The organism is Campylobacter concisus, from assembly GCF_002092855.1.
In the GTDB taxonomy this organism is placed as follows: Bacteria; Campylobacterota; Campylobacteria; order Campylobacterales; family Campylobacteraceae; genus Campylobacter_A; species Campylobacter_A concisus_AI.
Genome location: NZ_LVLC01000001.1, coordinates 90,179 through 112,424 on the forward strand (window position 1 = coordinate 90,179; position 22,246 = coordinate 112,424).

16 protein-coding genes and 2 pseudogenes are annotated in these 22,246 nt (G+C 39.3%); 17 read left to right on the forward strand and 1 reads right to left on the reverse strand.

Annotated elements, in window-relative coordinates:
• Window positions 1-2 precede the first annotated feature (2 nt).
• From A3223_RS00455 to A3223_RS00515, 15 genes are all read left to right on the forward strand, one after another.
• The gene (locus tag A3223_RS00455) at window positions 3-314 is read left to right on the forward strand and encodes a 4Fe-4S dicluster domain-containing protein (RefSeq protein ID WP_084107905.1); all 312 of its coding nucleotides are present in this window, start codon (window positions 3-5) and stop codon (window positions 312-314) included.
• Window positions 311-1,441: a 2-oxoglutarate synthase subunit alpha gene (locus A3223_RS00460; RefSeq protein ID WP_084107906.1), complete on the forward strand. Its 1,131-nt coding sequence runs from the start codon at window positions 311-313 to the stop codon at window positions 1,439-1,441. The genes A3223_RS00455 and A3223_RS00460 overlap by 4 nt, the downstream gene beginning before the upstream one ends.
• Window positions 1,431-2,276, forward strand: coding sequence for a 2-oxoglutarate ferredoxin oxidoreductase subunit beta (locus A3223_RS00465; RefSeq protein ID WP_084107907.1), 846 nt, complete (start codon window positions 1,431-1,433; stop codon window positions 2,274-2,276). Before A3223_RS00460 ends, A3223_RS00465 begins: the two co-directional genes overlap by 11 nt.
• Window positions 2,273-2,824 (forward strand): 2-oxoacid:acceptor oxidoreductase family protein, encoded by a 552-nt coding sequence (locus tag A3223_RS00470; RefSeq protein WP_084107908.1) that lies wholly within the window; start codon window positions 2,273-2,275, stop codon window positions 2,822-2,824. The genes A3223_RS00465 and A3223_RS00470 overlap by 4 nt, the downstream gene beginning before the upstream one ends.
• Before the next feature lie 281 nt (window positions 2,825-3,105).
• Window positions 3,106-3,651, forward strand: a complete 546-nt coding sequence (locus A3223_RS09745) for a Plug domain-containing protein (RefSeq protein ID WP_234402223.1) — start codon at window positions 3,106-3,108, stop codon at window positions 3,649-3,651.
• 24 nt (window positions 3,652-3,675) lie between these two features.
• The gene (locus A3223_RS00475; protein WP_234402224.1) at window positions 3,676-5,289 is read left to right on the forward strand and encodes a TonB-dependent receptor; all 1,614 of its coding nucleotides are present in this window, start codon (window positions 3,676-3,678) and stop codon (window positions 5,287-5,289) included.
• Window positions 5,290-5,375: 86 nt separating this feature from the next.
• Window positions 5,376-6,215: a class I SAM-dependent methyltransferase gene (locus A3223_RS00480; protein ID WP_084107909.1), complete on the forward strand. Its 840-nt coding sequence runs from the start codon at window positions 5,376-5,378 to the stop codon at window positions 6,213-6,215.
• 90 nt (window positions 6,216-6,305) lie between these two features.
• Window positions 6,306-7,217 carry a FecCD family ABC transporter permease gene (locus tag A3223_RS00485; protein ID WP_257639245.1) on the forward strand — a complete coding sequence of 304 codons (912 nt, stop codon included), beginning with the start codon at window positions 6,306-6,308 and terminating at the stop codon, window positions 7,215-7,217.
• Window positions 7,214-7,957, forward strand: coding sequence for an ABC transporter ATP-binding protein (locus tag A3223_RS00490; RefSeq protein ID WP_084107910.1), 744 nt, complete (start codon window positions 7,214-7,216; stop codon window positions 7,955-7,957). Before A3223_RS00485 ends, A3223_RS00490 begins: the two co-directional genes overlap by 4 nt.
• Window positions 7,958-7,968: 11 nt before the next feature.
• Window positions 7,969-8,493, forward strand: a complete 525-nt coding sequence (locus tag A3223_RS09750; protein ID WP_257639218.1) for a hypothetical protein — start codon at window positions 7,969-7,971, stop codon at window positions 8,491-8,493.
• Between the two features lie 20 nt (window positions 8,494-8,513).
• On the forward strand, window positions 8,514-8,981 hold the full coding sequence (locus A3223_RS09755; RefSeq protein WP_234402226.1) for a hypothetical protein: 468 nt from the start codon (window positions 8,514-8,516) through the stop codon (window positions 8,979-8,981).
• A 399-nt stretch (window positions 8,982-9,380) separates the two neighbouring features.
• On the forward strand, window positions 9,381-11,243 hold the full coding sequence (sdhA, locus tag A3223_RS00500) for an 8-methylmenaquinol:fumarate reductase flavoprotein subunit (protein WP_084107911.1): 1,863 nt from the start codon (window positions 9,381-9,383) through the stop codon (window positions 11,241-11,243).
• A 9-nt stretch (window positions 11,244-11,252) separates the two neighbouring features.
• On the forward strand, window positions 11,253-12,218 hold the full coding sequence (gene sdhB / locus A3223_RS00505) for an 8-methylmenaquinol:fumarate reductase iron-sulfur subunit (protein ID WP_084107912.1): 966 nt from the start codon (window positions 11,253-11,255) through the stop codon (window positions 12,216-12,218).
• A 2-nt stretch (window positions 12,219-12,220) separates the two neighbouring features.
• Window positions 12,221-13,078 carry an 8-methylmenaquinol:fumarate reductase membrane anchor subunit gene (sdhE, locus tag A3223_RS00510; protein ID WP_084107913.1) on the forward strand — a complete coding sequence of 286 codons (858 nt, stop codon included), beginning with the start codon at window positions 12,221-12,223 and terminating at the stop codon, window positions 13,076-13,078.
• 225 nt (window positions 13,079-13,303) lie between these two features.
• Window positions 13,304-18,010 (forward strand): hypothetical protein, encoded by a 4,707-nt coding sequence (locus A3223_RS00515; protein ID WP_084107914.1) that lies wholly within the window; start codon window positions 13,304-13,306, stop codon window positions 18,008-18,010.
• Window positions 18,011-18,069: 59 nt separating this feature from the next.
• On the opposite strand, the gene htpG is transcribed toward A3223_RS00515, so the two are convergent.
• Entirely contained in the window at window positions 18,070-19,926 is a 1,857-nt protein-coding gene (htpG, locus tag A3223_RS00520; protein ID WP_084107915.1) for a molecular chaperone HtpG, read from the reverse strand.
• A gap of 309 nt (window positions 19,927-20,235) precedes the next feature.
• On the opposite strand from htpG, the pseudogene A3223_RS09950 reads away from it, so the two are divergent.
• A pseudogene (locus A3223_RS09950) lies at window positions 20,236-21,069 on the forward strand (Cache 3/Cache 2 fusion domain-containing protein); the annotation flags it as partial.
• 27 nt (window positions 21,070-21,096) lie between these two features.
• A pseudogene (locus A3223_RS09955) lies at window positions 21,097-22,149 on the forward strand (methyl-accepting chemotaxis protein); the annotation flags it as partial.
• Between the last annotated feature and the right edge of the window lie 97 nt (window positions 22,150-22,246).

The window sequence follows — 22,246 nt, forward strand, 5'->3', positions numbered from 1 at the left end:
AGATGATAATAAAAGAAAATGTACCTGTTTGGGTCGATGAGAGCAGGTGTAAAGCCTGTGATGTCTGCGTGAGCTACTGCCCAGCTGGTGTGCTAGCGATGAGACTTGAGCCAAAAGCGGTGCTTGGTAAGATGATAGAGGTCGTCTATGCTGACTCATGCATAGGCTGTCGCGACTGCGAGCTTCACTGCCCTGATTTTGCCATTTATGTGGCTGAAAAAGGCTTTAAATTTGCAAAGCTAACCGCTGAGAGCAAAGAGCGAGCTACTGCCGTAAAGGCAAATAAATTTGCAAAGCTTGGAGAGAGCGCATGAGAGAGCTAGTATCAACTGGAAATGCCCTAGTAGCAAGGGCTGCTGTCGAGTGTGGCTGTAACTTCTTTGGCGGATATCCGATCACTCCAAGTAGCGAGATCGCCCACGAGCTAAGCGTGCTTTTGCCAAAACATGGCGGCACATTTATACAAATGGAAGATGAGATAGCTGGGATTTCAGTTTCTCTTGGCGCAAGTGCGAGTGGTGCTAAGGCGATGACTGCTAGCTCAGGACCTGGAATTTCACTAAAGGCTGAGCAAATAGGCCTTGGCTTTATAGCTGAGATACCACTTGTCATCGTAAACGTTATGCGCGGTGGCCCATCAACTGGCTTGCCAACCCGCGTCGCACAAGGCGATATCTTGCAGGCTAAAAACCCAACTCACGGCGATGTAAATATGATAGTGCTAGCGCCTAGCAGCCTAGAGGAGTGCTATACGCAGACAGTTCGAGCGTTTAACCTTGCAGCTAGGTTTATGACGCCAGTTATGCTGCTACTTGATGAGACGATAGGCCACATGCAAGCAAGGGTTAGTTTGCCAGAGATTAGCGAGCTAGAAATTTATAAAAGAAGAGAATTTAATGGCGAGCCAAAAGAGTATAAACCTTATGAGGCCGCACCAGATGAGCCAGCTACGCTAAATCCTTTCTTTAAAGGCTATCACTACCACATAACTGGGCTTCACCACGGCGCCACTGGCTTTCCAACAGAAGATGGCAAGATCGTTGAATATTCGATGAATAGGCTGTTTAATAAGATAAATTTACACACTGACGAGTGCGAAAAATATGAAGAGTTTATGCTTGATGACGCTAAAATTTGCATCATCGCCTTTGGTAGTGTGGCGCTTTCAGCTAAGCAAGCGATATTAAATTTACGCGAAAAAGGGCTAAAAGTAGGGCTATTTAAACCGCTCACACTATTCCCAGCTCCAGCTAAAAAGCTAAAAGAGATATCAAATAAATTTAAGAAAATTTTAGTCTGCGAGCTAAATTTAGGCCAGTATAGTGGCGAAATTTTAAAGATCATCTTAAGAGATGACTTTGCAAAACTGCTAAAAGCAAACGGCAGACCGATAAGCCCAAGCGAGATCGAGGCGAAGATAGGAGAAATTTATGGCTTTTAATTATGATAAATATTTACGAACAGATAAAATGCCTACTCTTTGGTGCTGGGGCTGTGGCGATGGCGTCATACTAAAGGCGCTCATTCGCGCGATCGACACCATGGGCTGGGACATGAACGACGTTTGTGTAGTCTCAGGCATAGGCTGCTCTGGCCGTTTTAGTGGATATCTCGACTGCAATACCATCCACACAACTCACGGCAGAGCCGTAGCTTACGCAACTGGCGTAAAGATGGCAAATCCAGACAAGCACGTCATCGTAGTAACTGGCGATGGCGACGGACTGGCGATCGGGGGCAACCACACGATACACGGATGCCGCCGAAATATCGGGCTAAATCACATCCTAATAAACAACTTCATCTACGCGCTAACAAACTCTCAAACTAGCCCAACCACGCCAAAAGGTATGTGGACGGTCACAGCACAATACGGCAACATCGATCCTAGCTTTGACGCCTGTAAGCTCGCAACCGCCGCAGGTGCTAGCTTTGTCGCGCGTGGTAGCGTCATCGAGCCAGAGAAGCTTACAAAGCTCTTTGTAGAGGGCTTTAGCCACGATGGATACAGCTTTTTTGATGTATTTTCAAACTGCCATATAAATTTAGGTCGCAAGAACAAAATGGGCGAGGCGGTGAAAAATTTAGAGTGGATAAAGGGCCGCACGACTAGCAAGGTCAAATTCGACATGCTAAGTGACGAAGAGAAAGAGGGCATTTTCCCACTTGGTGTGCTTCACAAAGATGAAGAAAAGATCGAATACACCAAAGCTTACGACAAGGTAAGAAGGGCTGCAATGAGCAATGAAGCGATAAATTTTGAGGAGCTAGCATGAAGTCACAACTAAGATTTGTCGGCGTTGGCGGACAGGGCGTCATACTAGCTGGCGAGATCCTCTCAGCTGCCAAGATAAAAGCAGGCGGATATGGCGTCAAGGCCTCTACCTACACATCTCAGGTGCGTGGCGGTCCAACGAAGGTCGATATCATACTTGATGAGAAAGAAATTTTATACCCTTATGCAAACGAGGGCGAGATAGACTTTATGCTTGCTACCGCGCAGATAAGCTACAACGCCTTTAAAAGTGGCGTGAAAGAGGGCGGTGCGATCGTTGTTGAGCCAAATTTGGTAAAAGTGAGCGATGAGGATAAAAAGCGCTGGAAAATTTACGAAATTCCTATCATCTCTATCGCAAAAGACGAGGTTGGTAATGTCATCACTCAAAGCGTCGTAGCCCTTGGCGTAGCAGTGGCGATGAGTGGGTGCATGGATGAAAATTTAGTGTGTGAAGAGATGCTAGCAAGCGTGCCAGCTAAGGTCAAAGAAGCAAACGCAAAAGCTTACGAGCTAGGTCTAAAATACGCAAAAGAGCTTTTAAAATAAATTTTGGCTAATTTTTAGCCAAAATTCTACTATAAACAGAAAAATCAATTATTACTTTTCTTAAAATTTTAAGCATCACTTATCGATATAAAAGATTATATTTATAGTATTTATTTATCTTGCCAAAGCTATGAAATTTTTTAAAAATTGTTCTCATAATGCCTTATTTTAGCTTTCTTAAATAAAATATATTTTTAAATATTTAATAAATTAATAAATTATATTTAAGATTTGTTTTAGTAACATTTCAGATGTAAAATTTTTGTAAAAAGGAGTAAAAATTGAGTTACAAAATCTCAGTTGCAACATGTGCTGCACTTTTGATGTGCAGTGGTTTTTTAAGTCAAGTTTTTGCTGTGCAAACGACAAAACTTGAGGGTATCGAAGTAAATTCAGTCGGTGATAACATCAGCGAGAGTGGCATCGATGAAGGAATTTTAAGTAAAAGAGTAGCCGCTGGTCCTTTGGCTGATAAAAAAGTTATAGATATGCCTTATCAAGTAAATACAATCTCAAAAGAGGTTCTTGATAACCAAGGCGTTCAAGGTTTTGAAGATGCAGTTAGGTATTTTCCTTCAGCTTCTATTCAGTATCGCGGCGGTGGCGATGTTGGTCGTCCGCAAACCCGTGGTTTTCAAGGTTCAGTCGTAGGTAATGTTCTTTGGGACGGCTTTTACTCTACATCAACCACAGCTATACCTATGGCGATGTTTGAGAGTTTGCAGATCCAAAACGGCCTTGCTGGCTCGCTTTATGGTGGCGCCACGCCTTCTGGATATTTCCTCTACTCTCGTAAGTGCCCAGTTCCACTTCAAAATATCATCTAGACTGATTACAGCTCAAGGTCAAATTTGGGCGTAGGACTTGATACTTCAAATAAATTTGAAAAGGTTGGATATAGGGGCGTCTTTTACTACTCAGGCGGAGAAAAGAATGCCAAAGATAGCAAATTTTCTCGTCGCTTAGCCTCACTAGGACTTGATTTTTATCTTACAGAGAATTTAACACTTGAGACAAACTTTAGCCACTATGAGCATAAAAACTCAGGTATGCCAGGTGCTTTTAGTATGCCATTAACAAACGGAGTGGCAAATTTTGATGTACCTAGCCCTGTAAAAGATACCAAAAGAGGACTTGAGCAGTCTTTTGGTGGCAATCATCTTAAAACAACGACAGCTAGCGTAAAACTAAAATATGCTCCAACAGACAACTGGTATTTTGAAGGTGGCTATCAGTGGCAAAAGGCTATCAGAGATATGTATACCTCTAACAATGATTTTTTAAACTCAAAAGGTGATTTTAAGGTGACTCAAACTGGAGGAAGCGGAGCATCTGGCAGATTTGATGTAGATAGTTGGTTCTTAAAAGGTTTGACAAATTTTGAAACAGGTTCTTTATCACATAATTTTGCCGTAGCTATAAATGGATATCGCTGGACTATTTATAGTGCTAGAAATGAAGGCGGTGAAAAAGAACTTGGAACATCAAATTTATATAATCCAGTAATATTTAACGATCAGCACGTAGCAAAAGGAAGTGGCAGATATAAAAATAGAAGTAGTGATATGAAAAATGTATCTGTTGTTGATGATATTAAATTTAATGACTACTTTAGCACTATCTTGTCAGTTTCAAGAAGCTGGTTTACAAGCTATAAGCTAGATCCATCTAAAGAGAAAAACTATGATAAAAGTGGCTTTAACTACGGTGTAAGCCTTGTCTATAAACCAGTTGAAAACGTAAGCCTTTATACTACTTATGCAGATAGTATCTCAAATGAACAATCAACTTATACTTTTAGAAGAGGACCTAGAGCAGGCGAGACTTTAACAGTAGAGCCTATTAGAAGTAAACAATATGAGATCGGTGCAAAAGCAAGACTAGGTGAGCTTGATCTATCAGCTGCGATCTTTGAGATCAAACGTCCAGTAGCATACCTATTTGGAAATGGAGCAAGTGCAGAGTATAAAATTCAAGGCACACAAAGAAACCGCGGCTTTGAGCTAACTACTGGTGGAAAGCTTGTTGATACTTTAAGTATGTATGGTGGTTTTACACTTCTTGATGCTAAGATAAAAAATGCTAAAGATGGCGTATCTGAAGGCAAAACGGTTATTGGTGAGCCAAAATTTCAAGCAAATGTCTTGTTTGACTACGCAGTTCCTAGCACAAACAAACTTGCATTTACAACAAATTTCCACTACACAGGCAAACGCTACATCGACAATGCCAACGCTCATAGCGTAAATGGCTATTTCACAACAGATGTTGGAGCTAGATACACTACAAAAGCTTGGCTAGGCAAAGAGACAACTATAAGATTTGACATAAATAACCTCTTTGATAAAAAATACTGGGCAGGAATGCTTCCATCTGATGTAGATGGAGCGATTGCTGGACGCGGAACTTCGCTTTTCTTAGGACAAAGCAGAACCTTCATGCTTTCAGCTCAAGTTAGATTCTAAAAACCAAAGCCAAATTTATTTTGGCTTTAGGCTCTTTAAATTTGCCTTTTTTATAGGGCAGATTTAAATAACCAAAGGGAAAAAAGATGCAAGGGCTGGTTGATTATCAAGCGATTTTGGAGCGAGTGTTTTCGCCTACTTTACAAAAAGTAAAAGGCAAAGATGGTAGCGTAAACTGGGATGATTACGCAGATATGTATAACGAGATGACTGGCATGGAGGCGGCTTCTACGCTAAATTTGCTCTCAAATTTACCTATCACAAAAGATGATAGCGTGCTTGACGTGGGGTGTGGTCCAGCAAGGCTTAGCGTACCACTTGCAAAGCTGGCAAAGAGCGTAAGTGCGCTAGATCCATTTGCAAAAATGCTTGAATATGCCAAAAAAAATGCAAAAGAGGCTGGAGCGAAAAATATAAATTTCATCCAAAAAGACTGGAGTGATGAGCAGAGTTTAAAGGATCTGCCAAAACACGACATCGTGTTAGCATCACGCTCAGTTGGGCTTTTTGATATAAAAAAGCTTTGCAAATTTGCTAAAAAATATGTCGTGATGACCTCTTTTTTAATGGATTATCCAAGTTTAAAGACATTCTGGCAAGACTTCTTAAAAGGGATAAAAGATGAAAATGAGGCAGGTCTTAGCGATAGGAGATTTGGCTATAACTTTATCTTTAATATCGCTTACGACATGGGAGCAAATCCAAATTTAAAGATAATCGACACCATTTTTGAGAGGGATTTTGCTAGCCTTGAAGAGGCGTTTTCTTATTTTAGATTTGTTGGTGAGATCGCGCCCGAAAAAGAAGAAATCTACAAACGAAACGTAGAAAAGTATCTTACTAAAACAAATGACGGATATAAATTTAAAAGAGAGACAAAGAGTTATCTCATCTGGTGGGACGTACGGGAGATGAAATTTGAGTAGTCAAAAGATCATTTTTGCATTATTTGCACTTCTTTTGCTGGTACTCTTTTTTCATTAGGTATCGGACGCTACGAGATAAGTTACGCTCAAATTTTTGAGTTTATAAGATCAGCCATTTTAAACGAGCAACCAAGCGACGAGCAAGGATATACGGTCTTTACGCTAATTCGTTTGCCAAGGGTGCTTTTTGCCGTCCTTGTTGGTGCAGCGCTTGCTAGCTCTGGAGCTGTCTATCAATGTCTTTTTAAAAACCCTCTAGTCTCGCCTGACATCCTTGGCGTCTCAAGCGGCGCAGCTGTGGGAGCTAGCGTGGCTATCATCTTAAATTTCAACTACATAGGCGTGCAGCTTAGTGCCTTTGGCTGCGGTCTTTTTGCCGTTTTTGCTGTCGTTTTTATAAGCAGCGTTATCGCAAAGGGTAGGCTAAATTTACTCGTGATGGTGCTAACTGGCATCGTCATCTCATCTCTTTTTGGAGCACTTAGCTCGCTCATAAAATTTCTAGCTGATAGCGAAGATAAGCTACCAGAAGTTACTTTTTGGCTGATGGGAAGCCTTGCAAGAAGCGGCGGATATAAAAATTTGGCTCTACTTTTTTGCGTAGTTATGATCTGTCTTGTGCCACTTTTCATGCTTCGCTACAAGCTAAATACGCTTAGTTTTGGCGAAGAAGAGGCTAGGGCGATGGGGCTAAATGTAAAATTTTACAACATCATAATCATCATCGCTTCAACACTTCTAACCGCTACTTGTGTCTCATTTTGCGGTATCGTGGGCTGGGTGGGGCTTGTCATCCCTCACATCATGCGCTTTGTCGTGGGAGCAAATTTCATCACGCTATTTCCAGCTTCACTGCTTGGCGGAGGGCTATTTTTACTGATAGTTGATACCGCTTCACGCAGTCTAATGGCAAGCGAGATCCCACTTGGCGTCATCACTTCGCTAGTTGGCGCGCCTGTTTTTGTCTATCTGCTCTATAAGAGCAAAAAGGGTTTTGCGTGAAATTTGAGATAAAAAATTTAAGCTGTGGCTACGACAAAAAGGTCGTTATAGAAAATTTCAATGCAAATTTACAAGATGGCGACATCTTTTGCCTGCTTGGTAGCAATGGCGTCGGCAAAACGACGACGTTTAAGACGATACTTGGCTTTTTAAAGCCACTTGGGGGAGAAATTTTAATAGACGGCAAAGACGCGCTAAAGATGAGCGAGAAAGAGCGAGCAAGCTTTATAAGCTACGTCCCGCAAGCTCATACACCGCCATTTGCTTTTAGCGTTTTTGACGTGGTGATGATGAGTGCAAATGCAAGGCTTGGTATATTTGAGCGCCCTAGCAAAGAGGATGAGAAGATAGCACTAGATGCGTTAAAGACGCTAAATTTAGAGAGCTTTAAAGGCGGCGAGCGGCAAATGGTGCTGATAGCTAGGGCTTTAGCGCAACGCTCAAAGGTGATGCTACTTGACGAGCCAACAGCAAATTTAGACTTTGGTAATCATTTAAAAGAGATAAAAAAGCTCGCAAAGCAAGGCTACATCATCATCCTCACCTCTCGTCAGCCAGAGCAGGTCTTTTATCTAAACGCAAAAGTTGCGATGCTTGGGCGTGATAAAAACTACATCTACGGCGAGGCTAGCGAGGTGATGAATGGTGAAAATTTAAAGAAAATTTACGGTGTAGATATACGAGTGGTGAAAAATATCATCGATGAACGCGAGCATTTCTCTTGCGTGATGGTGGATTGAAAGGAGAAGATATGTTTAAGAAAATTTTACTTTTGGCTTTTTTGCTTGTTAGTTTGCAAGCAAGAGTGGTACTTGATAGCGACGATAAAAAAGTAGAAGTACCTGATGTGATCGAGCGTGCGACACCTTTGATAGGGGCTTTTGTGCAAGTCTCTGCGATGCTTGGTAACGAGGATCATATAATTAGCGGTGCGCCAAAACTGCCTCCACTTATGTCAAAAATTTTTCCAAATATAAAGAGTAACAACAACAAAAGTGGCATGCTAAGTAGCAGCGTCGAGACTATTATCGCGTCAAAAACGCAAGTTGTTTTTGGGCCAGTTGGCATGATGTTTGATGAAAATAGCAAGGCTCAGCTAGAGAGCGCTGGCATCGCGGTTGTGAAGATAGATAAATTTCAAAGCATCAAAGAGATACAAGATAGCTTTAGCAAGATCGCTGAAATTTGGGGCGAAAAGAGCGTAAAAAGGGCGCGTGAGTTTAATGACTATTTTAACGAGAATATAAAATTTGTAAGCCAAAAACAGCAAATTTAACGCCAAAAAAGAGAGTTTTGGTGCTTAACTATAACTCAGGAAACTTTAACACCATTAGCTCAAAAGATATCGGCGCAGAGTATATTAGCGTGGCTGGTGGTATAAATTTAAGCTCAGAACTAAGCGATGGGGATTTTAAAATTTCAAAATCAATAAATGAAGAGCAAGTCATCATCTTTAACCAAGATATCATCATCACAAATTCACAAAAAAGTGCCGATGCTATCACCAAAAACGCATCATTTGCCAAGCTAAAAGCTGTGCAAAATGGAGAAATTTTTGTAGTGCCAAGTGGCGTTTATCTTTGGAGCGTAAGAAGTGCTGAAGGTGCGTTCTATCCACTTTGGCTGGCTAAGACATTTTACCCAGAGAAATTTAGCGATCTAAATTTAGAGCAAAAAACAAAAGAGTTTTACGAGAGGTTTTATAACTACAAGCTAAGTGATAGCGAGCTAAAAGAAATTTTGCACTCAAAGGGTGAATTTTGATAATAGGACAAAAATAAGGTTATTTATTATATTTAATATATTTATTTAAGTATAAAAGTAAATTTATCTTTATAATATCCTAAAAAAAGTGCTTTTAAAGCTTAAAAACTCAAAAATAAAAATAAACTTCAAATCGGTAGAAATTTTTATATATCTTATAAATTTTTCTACCACTAAATTTATAAAAACTACCTTGAAAAGCCCATTTCATCCTTTTTGATTTTAATATCAGCTCTCATTTCTTAATCTAAAATAAATCTTTATGTTTCTTTTAAGTAAATTTAATGTAATCTTCCATTATTAATTATTTAATTAATATAGTAGTTTTAAAAAATATTAAGAAATAAACTGGCGGTGCGTTTTTAAACGCTAAAAATTTACTAAGATAGGAAGTTATCAATGAGTGAAAAATTTACCAGAAGAGAATTTCTACAAAGTGCCTGTATCAGCGTAGGTGCGCTAGCTACAACGGCTGGTGCGACCAACATTTTTGCTGGCGAGTTGCCAAAAGGCAATGAAAGTGGCTTACCATCTGTTGATGTGCTAATAATCGGCTCTGGTGGTGCTGGACTTCGTGCAGCAACAGCCGTTCGCAAGCAATATCCAAACTCAACCGTCGTTGTCGCTACAAAGATGATGCCATCACGCAACGCAACCTGTATGGCGGAGGGCGGAATAAATGGCGTTACTGACTTTAGTAATGGCGATAGCTTCAAACTTCACGCTTATGACACAGTTAAAGGTGCAGCTTATCTTGCCGATCAAGATGCAGTTGTAAAATTTTGCGAGGCAGCAGGCGCAGTCATCCACGAGCTAGACCACAATGGCATGCTCTTTTCTCGTATAGATAATGGTGACGTGTCCCGTAAAGATAATGGCGATGTTGCTTTTCGCTTTATGGGTGGCGCTAGCAAAAAACGCTGTAACTACGCAGCTGATAAAACTGGTCACATTTTGATGCACGCTTGTCTTGACGACGCTATCACAGCTGGCGTTAAATTTCTAATGGATCATGAGCTGCTTGAGATCGGTCTTGAGGACGGCAAGGTCGAAGGCGTCGTTCTTCGCAACATCCAAGATGGTCAAATTTATCCAGTTCTTTGCAAATCTCTAGTCATCGCAACTGGCGGATACACTAGAATTTTCTATAACCGCACATCAGTTCCATTTATAGCAACTGGTGATGGCATCGCTGCTGCGCTTAAAGCAGGTCTTGGTTTTGAAGACCCTGAGATGCTTCAGTTTCACCCAACTGGCGTTCAAAATGGTGGCACACTAATCACAGAAGCTGCTCGCGGCGAGGGTGGATACTTACTAAACAACAAGGGCGAGCGCTTTATGAAAAACTATCACGAAAAGATGGAGCTAGCTCCTCGTGACGTCGTCGCTCGTGCGATCGAGACAGAAATTCGCGAAGGCAGAGGCTTTGGTGAGGGTATGAGCGCTTACGTGCTTTGTGACGTTCGCCACCTTGGCAAAGATACCATTATGAAAAAGCTTCCAAAAATTCGCCACACAGCTATGCTTTTCCAAAATATCGATCTAATCGAGCAACCAGTGCCTATCCGTCCAACAGCTCACTACTCAATGGGTGGCATAGAGGTAGCTAAATTTGATGATATGAGCACAAAAATTCCTGGAATTTATGTAGGTGGCGAGGCTTCATGCGTATCTATCCACGGTGCAAACCGCCTTGGTGGCAACAGCCTAACTGACGCAGTTGTAACTGGCGATCTAGCTGGCAAAGGTGCTGGTGCTTACGCTCAAAATGCAAAATTTGCAAGCGGCAAAAAGACTTCTGAGCTAGCAAAAATGTGGCAAGATAAATTTAAATCTATCGCAACAGGCGAGGGCGGTGTGAACGACATGTACGCACTTCGTGAAGAGCTTGGTAAAAACAACTGGGATCTAATGGGTATCTTTAGAACTGGTGCAAAACTTGATCAGCTCTCTAAAAATTTAGAAGCTATCCAAGCAAAATATGACACTATCAAAGTGCCAAATCAAAACCCAGTCATGAACACAGCATTTACTGACTATGTCGAGCTTGGCAACCTTATACTTCTTTCTCGTGCAGCATGCCTTGCAGCTCAAAATCGTCTTGAGAGCCGTGGTGCTCACACAAGAGAGGACTATCCAAAAAGAGATGATGTAAATTTCTTAAAACACAGCATAGTCACACTAAAAGACGGCAAGCTTGAACTTAGTTACAAAGACGTTGTGACAGGCATATTTTCACTTGACGGCAAGAAGCCAGAGTAAGGAGCTAGGATGAAAATTATTATCGACCGCTTTGACGGAACTAAAAAATATGAATCAACTTATGAGCTAACAAATGAAGAGATCAAAGGCAAAACTCTTTTAACAGTGCTTCTTGATATCAAACAAAAAAAGGATGCGACGTTAAATTTCACAGCATCTTGCCGTTCAGCGATATGCGGTGCGTGCGCTGTTAGAGTAAATGGCCACTCATATCTAGCCTGTGATACGAAGATGAATGAGCTTTTGGCTGAGTATGACAATCCAGAGAGTATAAGAATTTCTCCACTTGGAAATTTCAGGGTCATCTCTGATCTTATGGTGGACTGGGAGCCAAGTATCGAAAATTTACGCAAGATAAAGCCTAGCATTACTGCTAAGTCAGAATTTAGCGCAGAAAAAGGCTGTAAGCAAAGTCAAAAAGAGTATGAAAAAGTAGCGCTTGAATGGGACTGCATACTTTGCGGTGCGTGCGCTAGTGAGTGTAATAAACTTGAAGCTGATGCGAGCGATTATATGCAGCCATTTGTATTTGTGCATGCTTATAGAGCGGCATTTGACTCACGTAGCAAAGATCCTATGCCGCATCTAAAACCAGCTATCGATAATGGCCTTTGGATGTGTGTAAAATGCCAAGAGTGCGCTGATCGCTGTCCAAAAGGTATAAGTGCATGCAAAGATATAACTGATCTTCGCATTATGGCTATGCAAAAAGGCTTTGATGATGGTATGGGACCAGATCACGCTGAGGCGTTCTTAACCGATCTAGTTGATGGCTCAGGCAGACTAAATGAGATCAAGCTTGCACTTCGCTCTGAGGGAGTATTTAAAAATATGGGCAAAATGGATATTGCTGCAAATTTAATGCTTGCAGGTAAGATGAATCCGCTTCATATCTTTGGTGAAGAGGACATAGAAGGACATGATGATCTAGTAAAAATGATAAATGCGGCTCGCAAAGCTGCTAGTAAGGAGTAATTATGCAAAACGAATTCGCTTTTTTCCCAGGATGCGTACTCTCTCAAGCAGCTAAAGAGGCTAAGATGTCGCTTGAGGCTATCGCTCCGATACTTGGCTGGAAGCTTCACGAGATAAAGGGCTGGAGCTGCTGTGGTGCCCAACAAGCACAAGACGTCGATCCTATCGCTACGCTTGTGGCAAATGCTAGAAATATAGCACTTGCAGAGCAGATGAATATGCCTATGCTTACGACATGCTCAACTTGTATGCTAACTCTAACAAGAGCTAAAACTACGCTTGATAAGGGTGCAAAGGACCGCATAAATACTTTCTTGGCTGAGGGCAATATGAAATATAATGGCTCAACCGAGATCACAAGCCTTCTTTGGGTGCTTTATCAAAACATAGAAACGCTAAGAGCAAAGGTTGTTAAACCACTTAGTGGGCTAAAAGTAGCGCTATTTTACGGCTGTCATAGCCTAAGACCTGAAAAAGATCTTCATAACAGGGAAAGCTCAGTCAATCCAAAGAGCTTTGAAACCGTTGTAAGTGCACTTGGTGCTACTATTGTGCCATTTGAGAAAAGACTTGACTGCTGCGGATTCCACGCTAGTTATCCAGCCGGCACATCTGTAAGAAAAATGTCAAGCCAAATCGTAAATAATGCCGATGAAAACGGCGCTGACGTAGTTGTCACACCATGCCCACTTTGTCAAATGCAGCTTGACATCTACCAAGAGAGATATCAAGATGAGAATTACTCAGATGTTAGAAAACCTATCATCCACCTCTCTCAGCTTGTAGGTCTTGCACTTGGACTATCTGTCGAAGATCTAGGACTTGATCTAAACATCATCGACGCTACTAAGATAGCGTAAATTTATCCCACGTCCTTTGGCGTGGGAAATTCTTAAAATTTATTTTTCTATTACAAACAAAGCAAATTTGGCATTTTATAAAAATTTTAATTTATTTTTTAATATAAAAATGGGTCAAAAATAATAAAATTTATTATGTAAATTCTTTTATTTATATAAAATATTTTTTAGCTATAATCGCGTGAAATTTTAAATGGATTGATTATTAAATTTAAAGGACTAAATATGCAAAACGTTGGTATAGTCGCAAAAATAAGTGGAAAAGTATTTGTAAAACGCAATGAAAAGTTGATCGCACTAAAACAGGGAGATGAGATATTTTTAGGCGACGAGATCATAACACAAAGCAGCGGTGATACAGTCGTTATAAATTTCTATCACGCTTCGCCTATTGCGCTACTTGAGCCCCAAACTATCGTCATCACAAAAGAGCTATCAAAAGCAAATTTTAATACGCAAGGCAGCGAAGCCCAGATAGAAGAAGATAAGAGAAATTTTCTTGTTGAGAATGAAGAAACAAAAAACAAAGGCGAAGACGACAGCTCTCATAATGCAAGTCATAGTTCTCATGGCTCAAACCACGGTAGTAGCTTTGCAAGCATAAATGGTTTAAATTTTGATACACAAGGTCATATCTCAAATATTATTAGTGTTGATGGTGGTGCGGTTGTACTGCCAGTCATATTAAAAGAGTCGGCATTGGCACATAGGTCTATTAGCGGTGCGGTAGCAGCGGTAGAGCAAAAAGAGAGTATTCCGGTTATTGCAGCACCAAGTGTTAGAATTTTAAAAGACATTGATGGCGACGGCTATATAAATATTGCAGAAGCAGGCGGCGATGCAAATCATACTGGCATGGCGGTTACTTTTAATAATGACTTCAAGCCAAACGACAAAGTGACATTGGAAGTCGAAAATAACGGTGTAAAGACCATGCTTGTTTATAAGGTTGATCAAGCTGGCACAAGCGTGATAAATATAAATAATCCAAGTGAAATTTTACCTATTTCGTCAAATGCCACAAACCCAGAGCAAAAAGAATTTATCATTCCAAGTGTCGCTGTCACTCCAAATGCTACATTTAGTGTAAATTCTAGTATCACTCTAGCAAATGGCACTAACTCATCTGTGGCAAAGGCAACTGTAAGCGTTGATACAATCACTCCGACTCTTGGCTTCAAAAAGGTCGTTTTGGGAAAAGATTTAAACCGAGATGGCGTCATAGATGCAAGTGAGAATAGCTTTAATCCAACAATTAGCACGCCAAGTGATGATGCCAAGATCATCTTGTCGCCAAATATGAAAATAGGTGATAAGATAAAGCTAACGGCTACCGATCCTGACGGAACTTTACATGAAAAGGTACTGGTTAAAACATCAGGCAATATGCTTGTAGATAAAGAGAGTGGCGAGAGCTATCCGCTCACAAGTGAGAGTGGTGGAAATGTCGGTTTTAACGTAGCAAATGCGGTTAAAATTTCATCTTCAACTCCAACAAATGTAAATATCCAAATGATAAGTAAGTCGGGCAATCCAGGTGTAATTGAAACCATAACCATAGCAAACAATAACGATCCAATCACTGTTTTTACTCTTGATGATAATAAAGATGGGATTATAAATTTAGCTGAACTCACAAAAAGTGGCGGTACGGCCTTATCGATAGATATTTATATACCAAACAATGCCGTAGTTGGCGATAAGATCCGTATAAAAGTTGATGATCCAGCTAGCACACCAACAAGTGTAACAAAGACATATACTATCGCACCTGACGGACTTAGTGCTACACTTGATGGTGGTACAGAGATCATTCCTATCGAGAATGGCAAGATCACAATCACTGATCCAACAAACTCGAGCGATCCAAGCATAAAAAGGCTAAGTACGACGATCATTGATGGCACGACTGGCACCCCCAAAGCTTCAAGCGTGAGTGAAATTTCAAGTGACATAGTTGCACCTATAAGATCTCCGCATGTGCAGTTTGCAAAAGATGGCGATAAAGACGGCATTCTAACTAGCAAGGAGAGTGGTTTTAGTCCTGATGGCGTAAAGACATCTATAAAGATAAAAATTCCAAACGATGCAAAAGATGGTGATAAATTTGAGATAGATATCGCAGGAAGTGATGGTAAAACAGATAAAATCACTATTAAAATTTCTCAAAACGCATCTGGTGTATATAGTGCCACGAGAGATGATGGTGCGCCTATTAGTGTAAATAATGGTACCATAGAGACCACCACAAGACTTTATGGGCTTACGACAAATTTTACAACTACATTTACTGACAAAGCTGGCAATAAAGCAGCCCCAGTCACAGACAAGATAACTCTAGATAATAGCATAAAGGTGCAGTTTGCAAGGGATAATGATGGTGATGGACTGATAGATAGTATCACAACTCCTTCTGGCTCGTCATCAACTCAAAGCGATCTTGATATCTACCTGCCTAATAATACAAAACCAGGAAGCAGTATAAACGTCACGATATCAACTCCTACCATACCATCTGTTACAACAACTGTCAAATATACCATAAGCGACGATGGATTAACAGCCGTACCAAGTGATGGTTCGGCACCGCTTCCAATAGCCGGTGGTAAATTTAGCATACCAGACGTTCCTATTTCTATGGATCATTCTACGCCGGTTAGAGCGACTATCACAACACCTGGCGAGGCTACGACGACTGATGGTATCCGTGGTAGATTATTTGACTTTGGAATTTTAGAGTATATTGACGATGTAAAGCTTGCCACGCAGATAGATGGAGGAGTTATAAATATCGCAAAATACTTAAGGGCAGGAGATAATGAAAAAGTTATTCAGAAAAATAACTTTGATAATGAGAGCAAAACTATAAAAGAGTACAATATTTCTCTTACTAACGATGAGCAGCCAAATATAGTCTTTGGTGTAGACCGTGCTCCTGGAACCAAGCTTCGTTTAGTTCTTGAAGATGATCATGGTAATGCTAAAATTTTACCAAACGGACAAAATTATATAGATCTAGTTGTAGGTGCGGACAAGCGTGTAAATATGGACTTTGAAGCGCTTGGGATAAAGCTAGATGAAAGATACTCAAATATTAGAGCGACTGTTTTAAAGAGTGATGAAACAAAAGATGATGATCTCTTGGTCCGAGTCGATCTTGATGCTACTCCAGATGCGATAGCTACACCAAATGCCACGTCTAATGTTACTAGTGTAGATATTTCAGGTAGTATTGGAACCGACTCAAATGGCAACAATACTCTTAATAAAAATACCATAAATAAAGTCGATCTTTATGACTTGCTAAATTCTGTTCACAAAAGCTCGTCTCTTGATAATACACATAGCTATTCTGAAAATTTTGCCCTATCAGCCAATAGCACTGGGGCAAATTTTATGATAAAAAATTCTGACGCCGCAGGAAACGTATCTATTAGCACTGTTACATTTATTGGCAACAGCGGTCTTGATGCTGATATGTGGTTTTACAACTACGTAGATCCGTCATGGAGAGCTAGAGTTGGTAACAATTCTGGTGTTTATAGTACGCAAGGCGGCAAGCCTATCTATAAAAACTATATGGAAATTTATTCTCCAAGCGCCTCTACTACCTACGATGTTGTGCAGTTTGCTTCAGGAACACACTATAAGACTTTGTCTAATCAAGGAAATATGCATGCGGAGGATCTAGCTAGAGTTGGTAGGCATGAAGATAGTGCTTTATATGATGCGTCTAATCCATATGCACCAAAGAAATTTAGAAATGGCGTCGATACTGCTGCTGGCACTGGTGACAATATAGGCTTTGCAAATGGTGTTTTAAAAGGTAGACCCGGCAACTATACTCTTGGTGAGTCAAATCCTGTTGGTTCTGATCTTGTTATGAAGATGAATGGCTGGATATATGTAAGTGCACCTGGAATATACTCTGTAAGAGCAGCAGATTTGCATAACTATGCAGAGCTTACTATAAATGGAACGACACAAAAATTTGGAAGTCCAACAACATATATAAACCCGACGACGGAAGCATCGTATGGTAAAAATGGTCAGTGGTGGAGTAGAGATTTTACATTTGATAAAGCTGGTTTTTATAAACTTGATATGGAGTATATGGACGGAACTGGTGAGATGAACTTATCTTTATATATGCTTCCAAAAAGTGTAGCAAACACTTATGGCCCCCAAGATCCGTATCCTTCATCTATGTTGGTTGGAGCACAAGGTAGTGGCACGCATCTCTTTAGCAACAATTACGTTGAAGCACTTATTCAAAATGGACATCTAAAAAAGATAGGGACTACAAATTCTTACGAGCTAAGTGACGCTAGTAAATACGGCGAATCAAATTTTGGCGATCTAGTATATCTAAGACAAGAGGGCGATATAAAAGGTGATAACCTAGACGATGCCTTTGTTTATAGTAAAGGTAGGGCGATAGACGGCAGAGGTGGTGTGGATACTCTGATAGTCGTTGATGATGTGGATTTTTCAAATTTAGATAACGTTAAAAAGATAAATAACTTTGAAAAGATCCAGCTAGGCAGTGCCGATCAAGCGGTATCTATAAAATTTAGCCCAGATGGTGTCTTTGATATTATTGATAGCAGAAACACAAGGGATGCAAGCAATAGTGCAGCTAGTGAGAGTGTAAATACGGTACTAAAAGTCATAGGCGACAGCAAAGACCTAGTACAGCTCACACATGACTTTGTAAAAGCTACAAAAGCTGATGTTGCTACACTAAATAGAAAACATAGTGTTGTAGGTGATATGTACAACAAAGTAGATGTTACAAGTGAGGGTGATGCAGTAAATCAAGTATATAAAGCGACATTTAATCGCCAAGAAACTATCAATGGAAATACAATAAACACAAGACACACTGTTTTTCTTGAGATACAAGATGGCGTACAGGTCGATTTATTATAGGGAATTTTAAATTTATAGAAGTAGGTTAAAGCCCAAAATTTCTTTTGGGCTTTATAAAATTAGATAGCTTTTATCATTACTCTCGTTAGTAGCTCTGAAAATTTGGCAGGATTTTCTAGGCTCATGCCCTCATTTAGCCTTGCCATATCAAGAAGCAAAGGCGCTATGTCATAAACCATCGCCTCATTTTTTTCAAGTTTTGCAAAGATTTCATGATCAGCGTTGATCTCCAAGATCGGTTTAATTTTTGGAGCATTTGCACCTTGTCCCATTTGTTTAAGCATCTCTTGCATAGCGTAATCAGGATCGTTTTTATCGTAAATTAGCACCGCAGCCGAGCTTGATAGTCTTGAGCTTAGTCTTACATCTTTGACTTCATCTTTTAAAATTTCTTTCATTTTAACAAGCGTATTTGCAACCTTGCTCTCATCGACCTTCTCATCGCTTTTTATCTCGTCGTTTATGTCAGCGTGTGAGACTGATTTTAGAGGTGTTTTGTCAAAATAATTTACCATTGGCATTACGATCGTATCGATCTCTTCATCCATAATAAGCACTTCGATGTCGTTTTTCTTAAAGCTCTCAAGAAGCGGCGAATTTCTTAGCATATTTTCATTGTTGCCGCTGATGTAGTAGATTGACTTTTGATCCTCTTTCATCGCCTCTTTGTACTCTTTTAGGCTGATAAGCTCATCTCTTTTTGAGCTTTTAAACAGACAAAGATCTAAAATTTGCTCTTTTTCAGCGTTAAAGCCGTAAAGTCCCTCTTTTAAAACCTTGCCAAATAGTTTGTAAAATTTTATGTATTTTTCACGATCGTTATCTTTTAGCTTTGCAAGCTCGCTTAAAATTTTCTTCACGCTTTGCTCTTTGACGCTTCTCATGATCGCATTTTCTTGTAAAATTTCACGGCTTACATTTAATGGTAGATCCTCAACATCAATGATACCCTTGATGAATCTTAAATATGGCGGCAAGAGTTCTTTTGCATCATCTGTGATAAAGACTCTTTTCACATAGAGTTTCACGCCACTTTGATAATCAACCCTAAATAGATCAAACGGCTCGGTGCTTGGCACATAAAATAGAGTTGAATACTCGATCTTGCCCTCAGCTTTTGTGTGTATGTAAAGGAGCGGATCGCTACTATCGTGTGAAATTTGCTTATAAAAGTCGTTGTAATCTTGCTCTTTTAGGCTAGCTTTATTTAGCCTCCAAAGCGCATTTGCCTTGTTTATCTGCTCATTTTTGGTCTCATAAGAGCCCTCTTTTTCGCCTTCTTTTGGAGCGACATAGTTCTCTTTATCCATAAAAATAGGATAAGGAATGTGATTTGAATACTTCTTGACTATCTCTTCTATACGCCAAGAATTTGCAAACTCATCATCGTTTAAATGCAAGATGATGTCCGTTCCAAAGTTATCTTTTTGGGTGTCTTCGATCTCATAGCTTTTTGCATCAGATGTCCATTTATAGGCTTTGTCGCTAAGTGCTCGTTTGCTTATGACCTCGATCTTGTTTGCCACCATAAATGCTGAGTAAAAGCCAACACCAAACTGACCGATCAGCGAGCTATCTTTTTTGGCATCGCCGCTTAAATTTTTCATAAAACCTTTTGTGCCACTTCTTGCGATGGTACCTAAATTTGCGATGAGCTCGTCCTTATCCATGCCGATACCATTGTCGCTGATGGTTAAAGTCTTAGCTTTCTCATCTACTTTGATGTCGATCCTCGGAGTGTAGCTTAAGTTTTTATATTTTTCATCGGTCAAGCAAAGGTAGTTTAGCTTGTCAAGAGCGTCATTTGAGTTTGAGATGAGCTCTCTTAAAAATATCTCTTTGTTTGAGTAAAGAGAGTGGATCATCAAATTTAAAAGGTCATTGACCTCGGTTTGAAATTCAAATTTATCTGCCATTTTTCTTTCCTTGTTTTAAAATTTTTGGCAGATTATAACACAAAGTGATAAAAATATACTTAACCTTGATAGCATTACTATCAAGGTTTTTAAATTAATTTTTTAAAATGATTTCAAAAAAGTTATAGTTTATGAATAAAATAATAATGATAATTTATTAATTATTATTAATTATGCATTCTTGTATAAAGTTTATTTAAAATAGTACTATAATCAAGGCGAAAATTTTTAGAAAAAGGAGACAAAATGAATTTACGAAGCATTTTGGTAAAAGTTTCAGCAACGATTGCTACGGTTTTGGCAGTATCTATGACTTGTTTTGTTGTATATACATCAAATATTTTAGAGCGCGAGATAAAAGATGGTGTGCTTACAACAGTAGAACAAAACGTCCAGCTTGCTATGAATACGGTTAAATTATTTGAAAAAGATAATGTAAGTAGTGCAGAGCTAATAATGAGTGTTTTTAAAGAGATGATTGGAAAAATTTCAACTAATCACCAGATGAGCAAAACTGACAAATACGAGGCGATAGAACTAATATCTCAAAATGGTATTTTAAACAATAACTACGATATTCTAGATAAATTTAATAACGCTACAAAAGGCGGAATTTCAACCATTTTTGCAAAATCGGGTGATAATTTTTTAAGAGTTAGTACATCGGTGACGAAGGCTGATGGTAGTAGAGCTGTTGGTACGATGATTGACAAAAACGGTCAAGCCTATAAAAATATCATGAATAAAGAGAGGTATATAGGTGTTGTAAATTTATTTGGACGCAACTATATGAGTATTTATGATCCTATTATTGAAAATAACGAGGTAATAGGAATTTTATTTGTTGGTTATGATCCTACCGAGGGATTAAACAATATGAAAAAGACTTTTTCTGAGATGAAACTTGGTAAGCATGGATATTTTTCTCTTTACAATACTAAAACTGGCAAATTTGACTTTCATCCAACCAAGACAAATCAAGAGCTAAGTAGCGAATTAAAAACTACTATGGATAATATTGTTAAAAAAGGAAAAGGTATTGAGCCTATTATAATTGATGGGGTTGACTGCATAGTTGCTTTTGAGTCATTTGATAAACTAGACTGGATGGTTTTAGGTTCAGCTGTTACTGATGATTTTTTAACACCACTAAAAGTAGTTAGTAAAAATTTCATCATAGCAAGTATCATAGTTACCTTGCTTTTGATAGCTGTTTCGATGCTCTTACTTAAAAAGATGGTTGCAAATCCTATTGATAGACTAGGAACAAATTTAAATGCGATAACATCTGACTTTACAATTAAAATTCCTATTTATGGTAAAGACGAGATAGCTAAGATAAGTAAAGATATAAATGATTTTATTGAAAGAATAAGAATATTAATAAGTGATACAAAGCACCTTTCAAGCGAAAATAGCTCCGTTGCAAATGAGCTTAGTTCTACATCTCTTCAGACAGGCAAACGTGTAGAAAAATCAACTGAAATAGTAGAAGAGACAAATCAAAGATGTAAAGTAATGCAAGAAAATATGAAAGAATCTTTAGCGGTAGCTCAAGCTGGCAAAGACGATCTTCAAAAAGCAAGCACACATATAAAAACGGCAACTGAAGCTATAAGATCGCTATCAGCGCAGATTATTGATTCAGCTAATGTAGAAAATCAAATGGCTGATAAGATCGATCAGCTTAGCCGTGATGCCGAGCAGGTAAAATCAGTTCTTGTTGTTATCAATGATATAGCTGATCAGACAAATTTACTTGCACTTAACGCAGCTATTGAGGCTGCAAGAGCAGGTGAGCATGGACGTGGCTTTGCCGTTGTTGCTGATGAAGTTAGACAGCTAGCTGAGAGGACTCAAAAGAGTTTAACTGAGATAAATGCTACTATTAACGTCATTGTCCAAGCGATCAATGATAGTAGCGAGCAAATGGGTATCAACTCTAAGCAGATCCAAGAGCTAACTCACGTGGCAAGCGATGTTGAAAAAACTATAAATGTTATGAGTGAGACAATGAATAACGCTATAGCAATGTCTGATAAGACTATGCAAGACTACATCGCAACTGGCAAAAATATAAATGAAATCATGGAAGGCATCTCAAATATCAACCAAATTTCATCTGAAAATGCTAGAAGTGTCGAAGAGATAGCTTCAGCAGCAGAACATCTAAATAAGATGACAGATGCATTAAATTCAAAACTTAGTGTCTTTAGAACTTAAGAGCTTATCTACAAGCTAATATTTTTAGGTCTAGCCCTTGCTAGACCTTTTTAAATTTATTGATAAAATTTCTAGTATATAAAATCAAATTTTTATA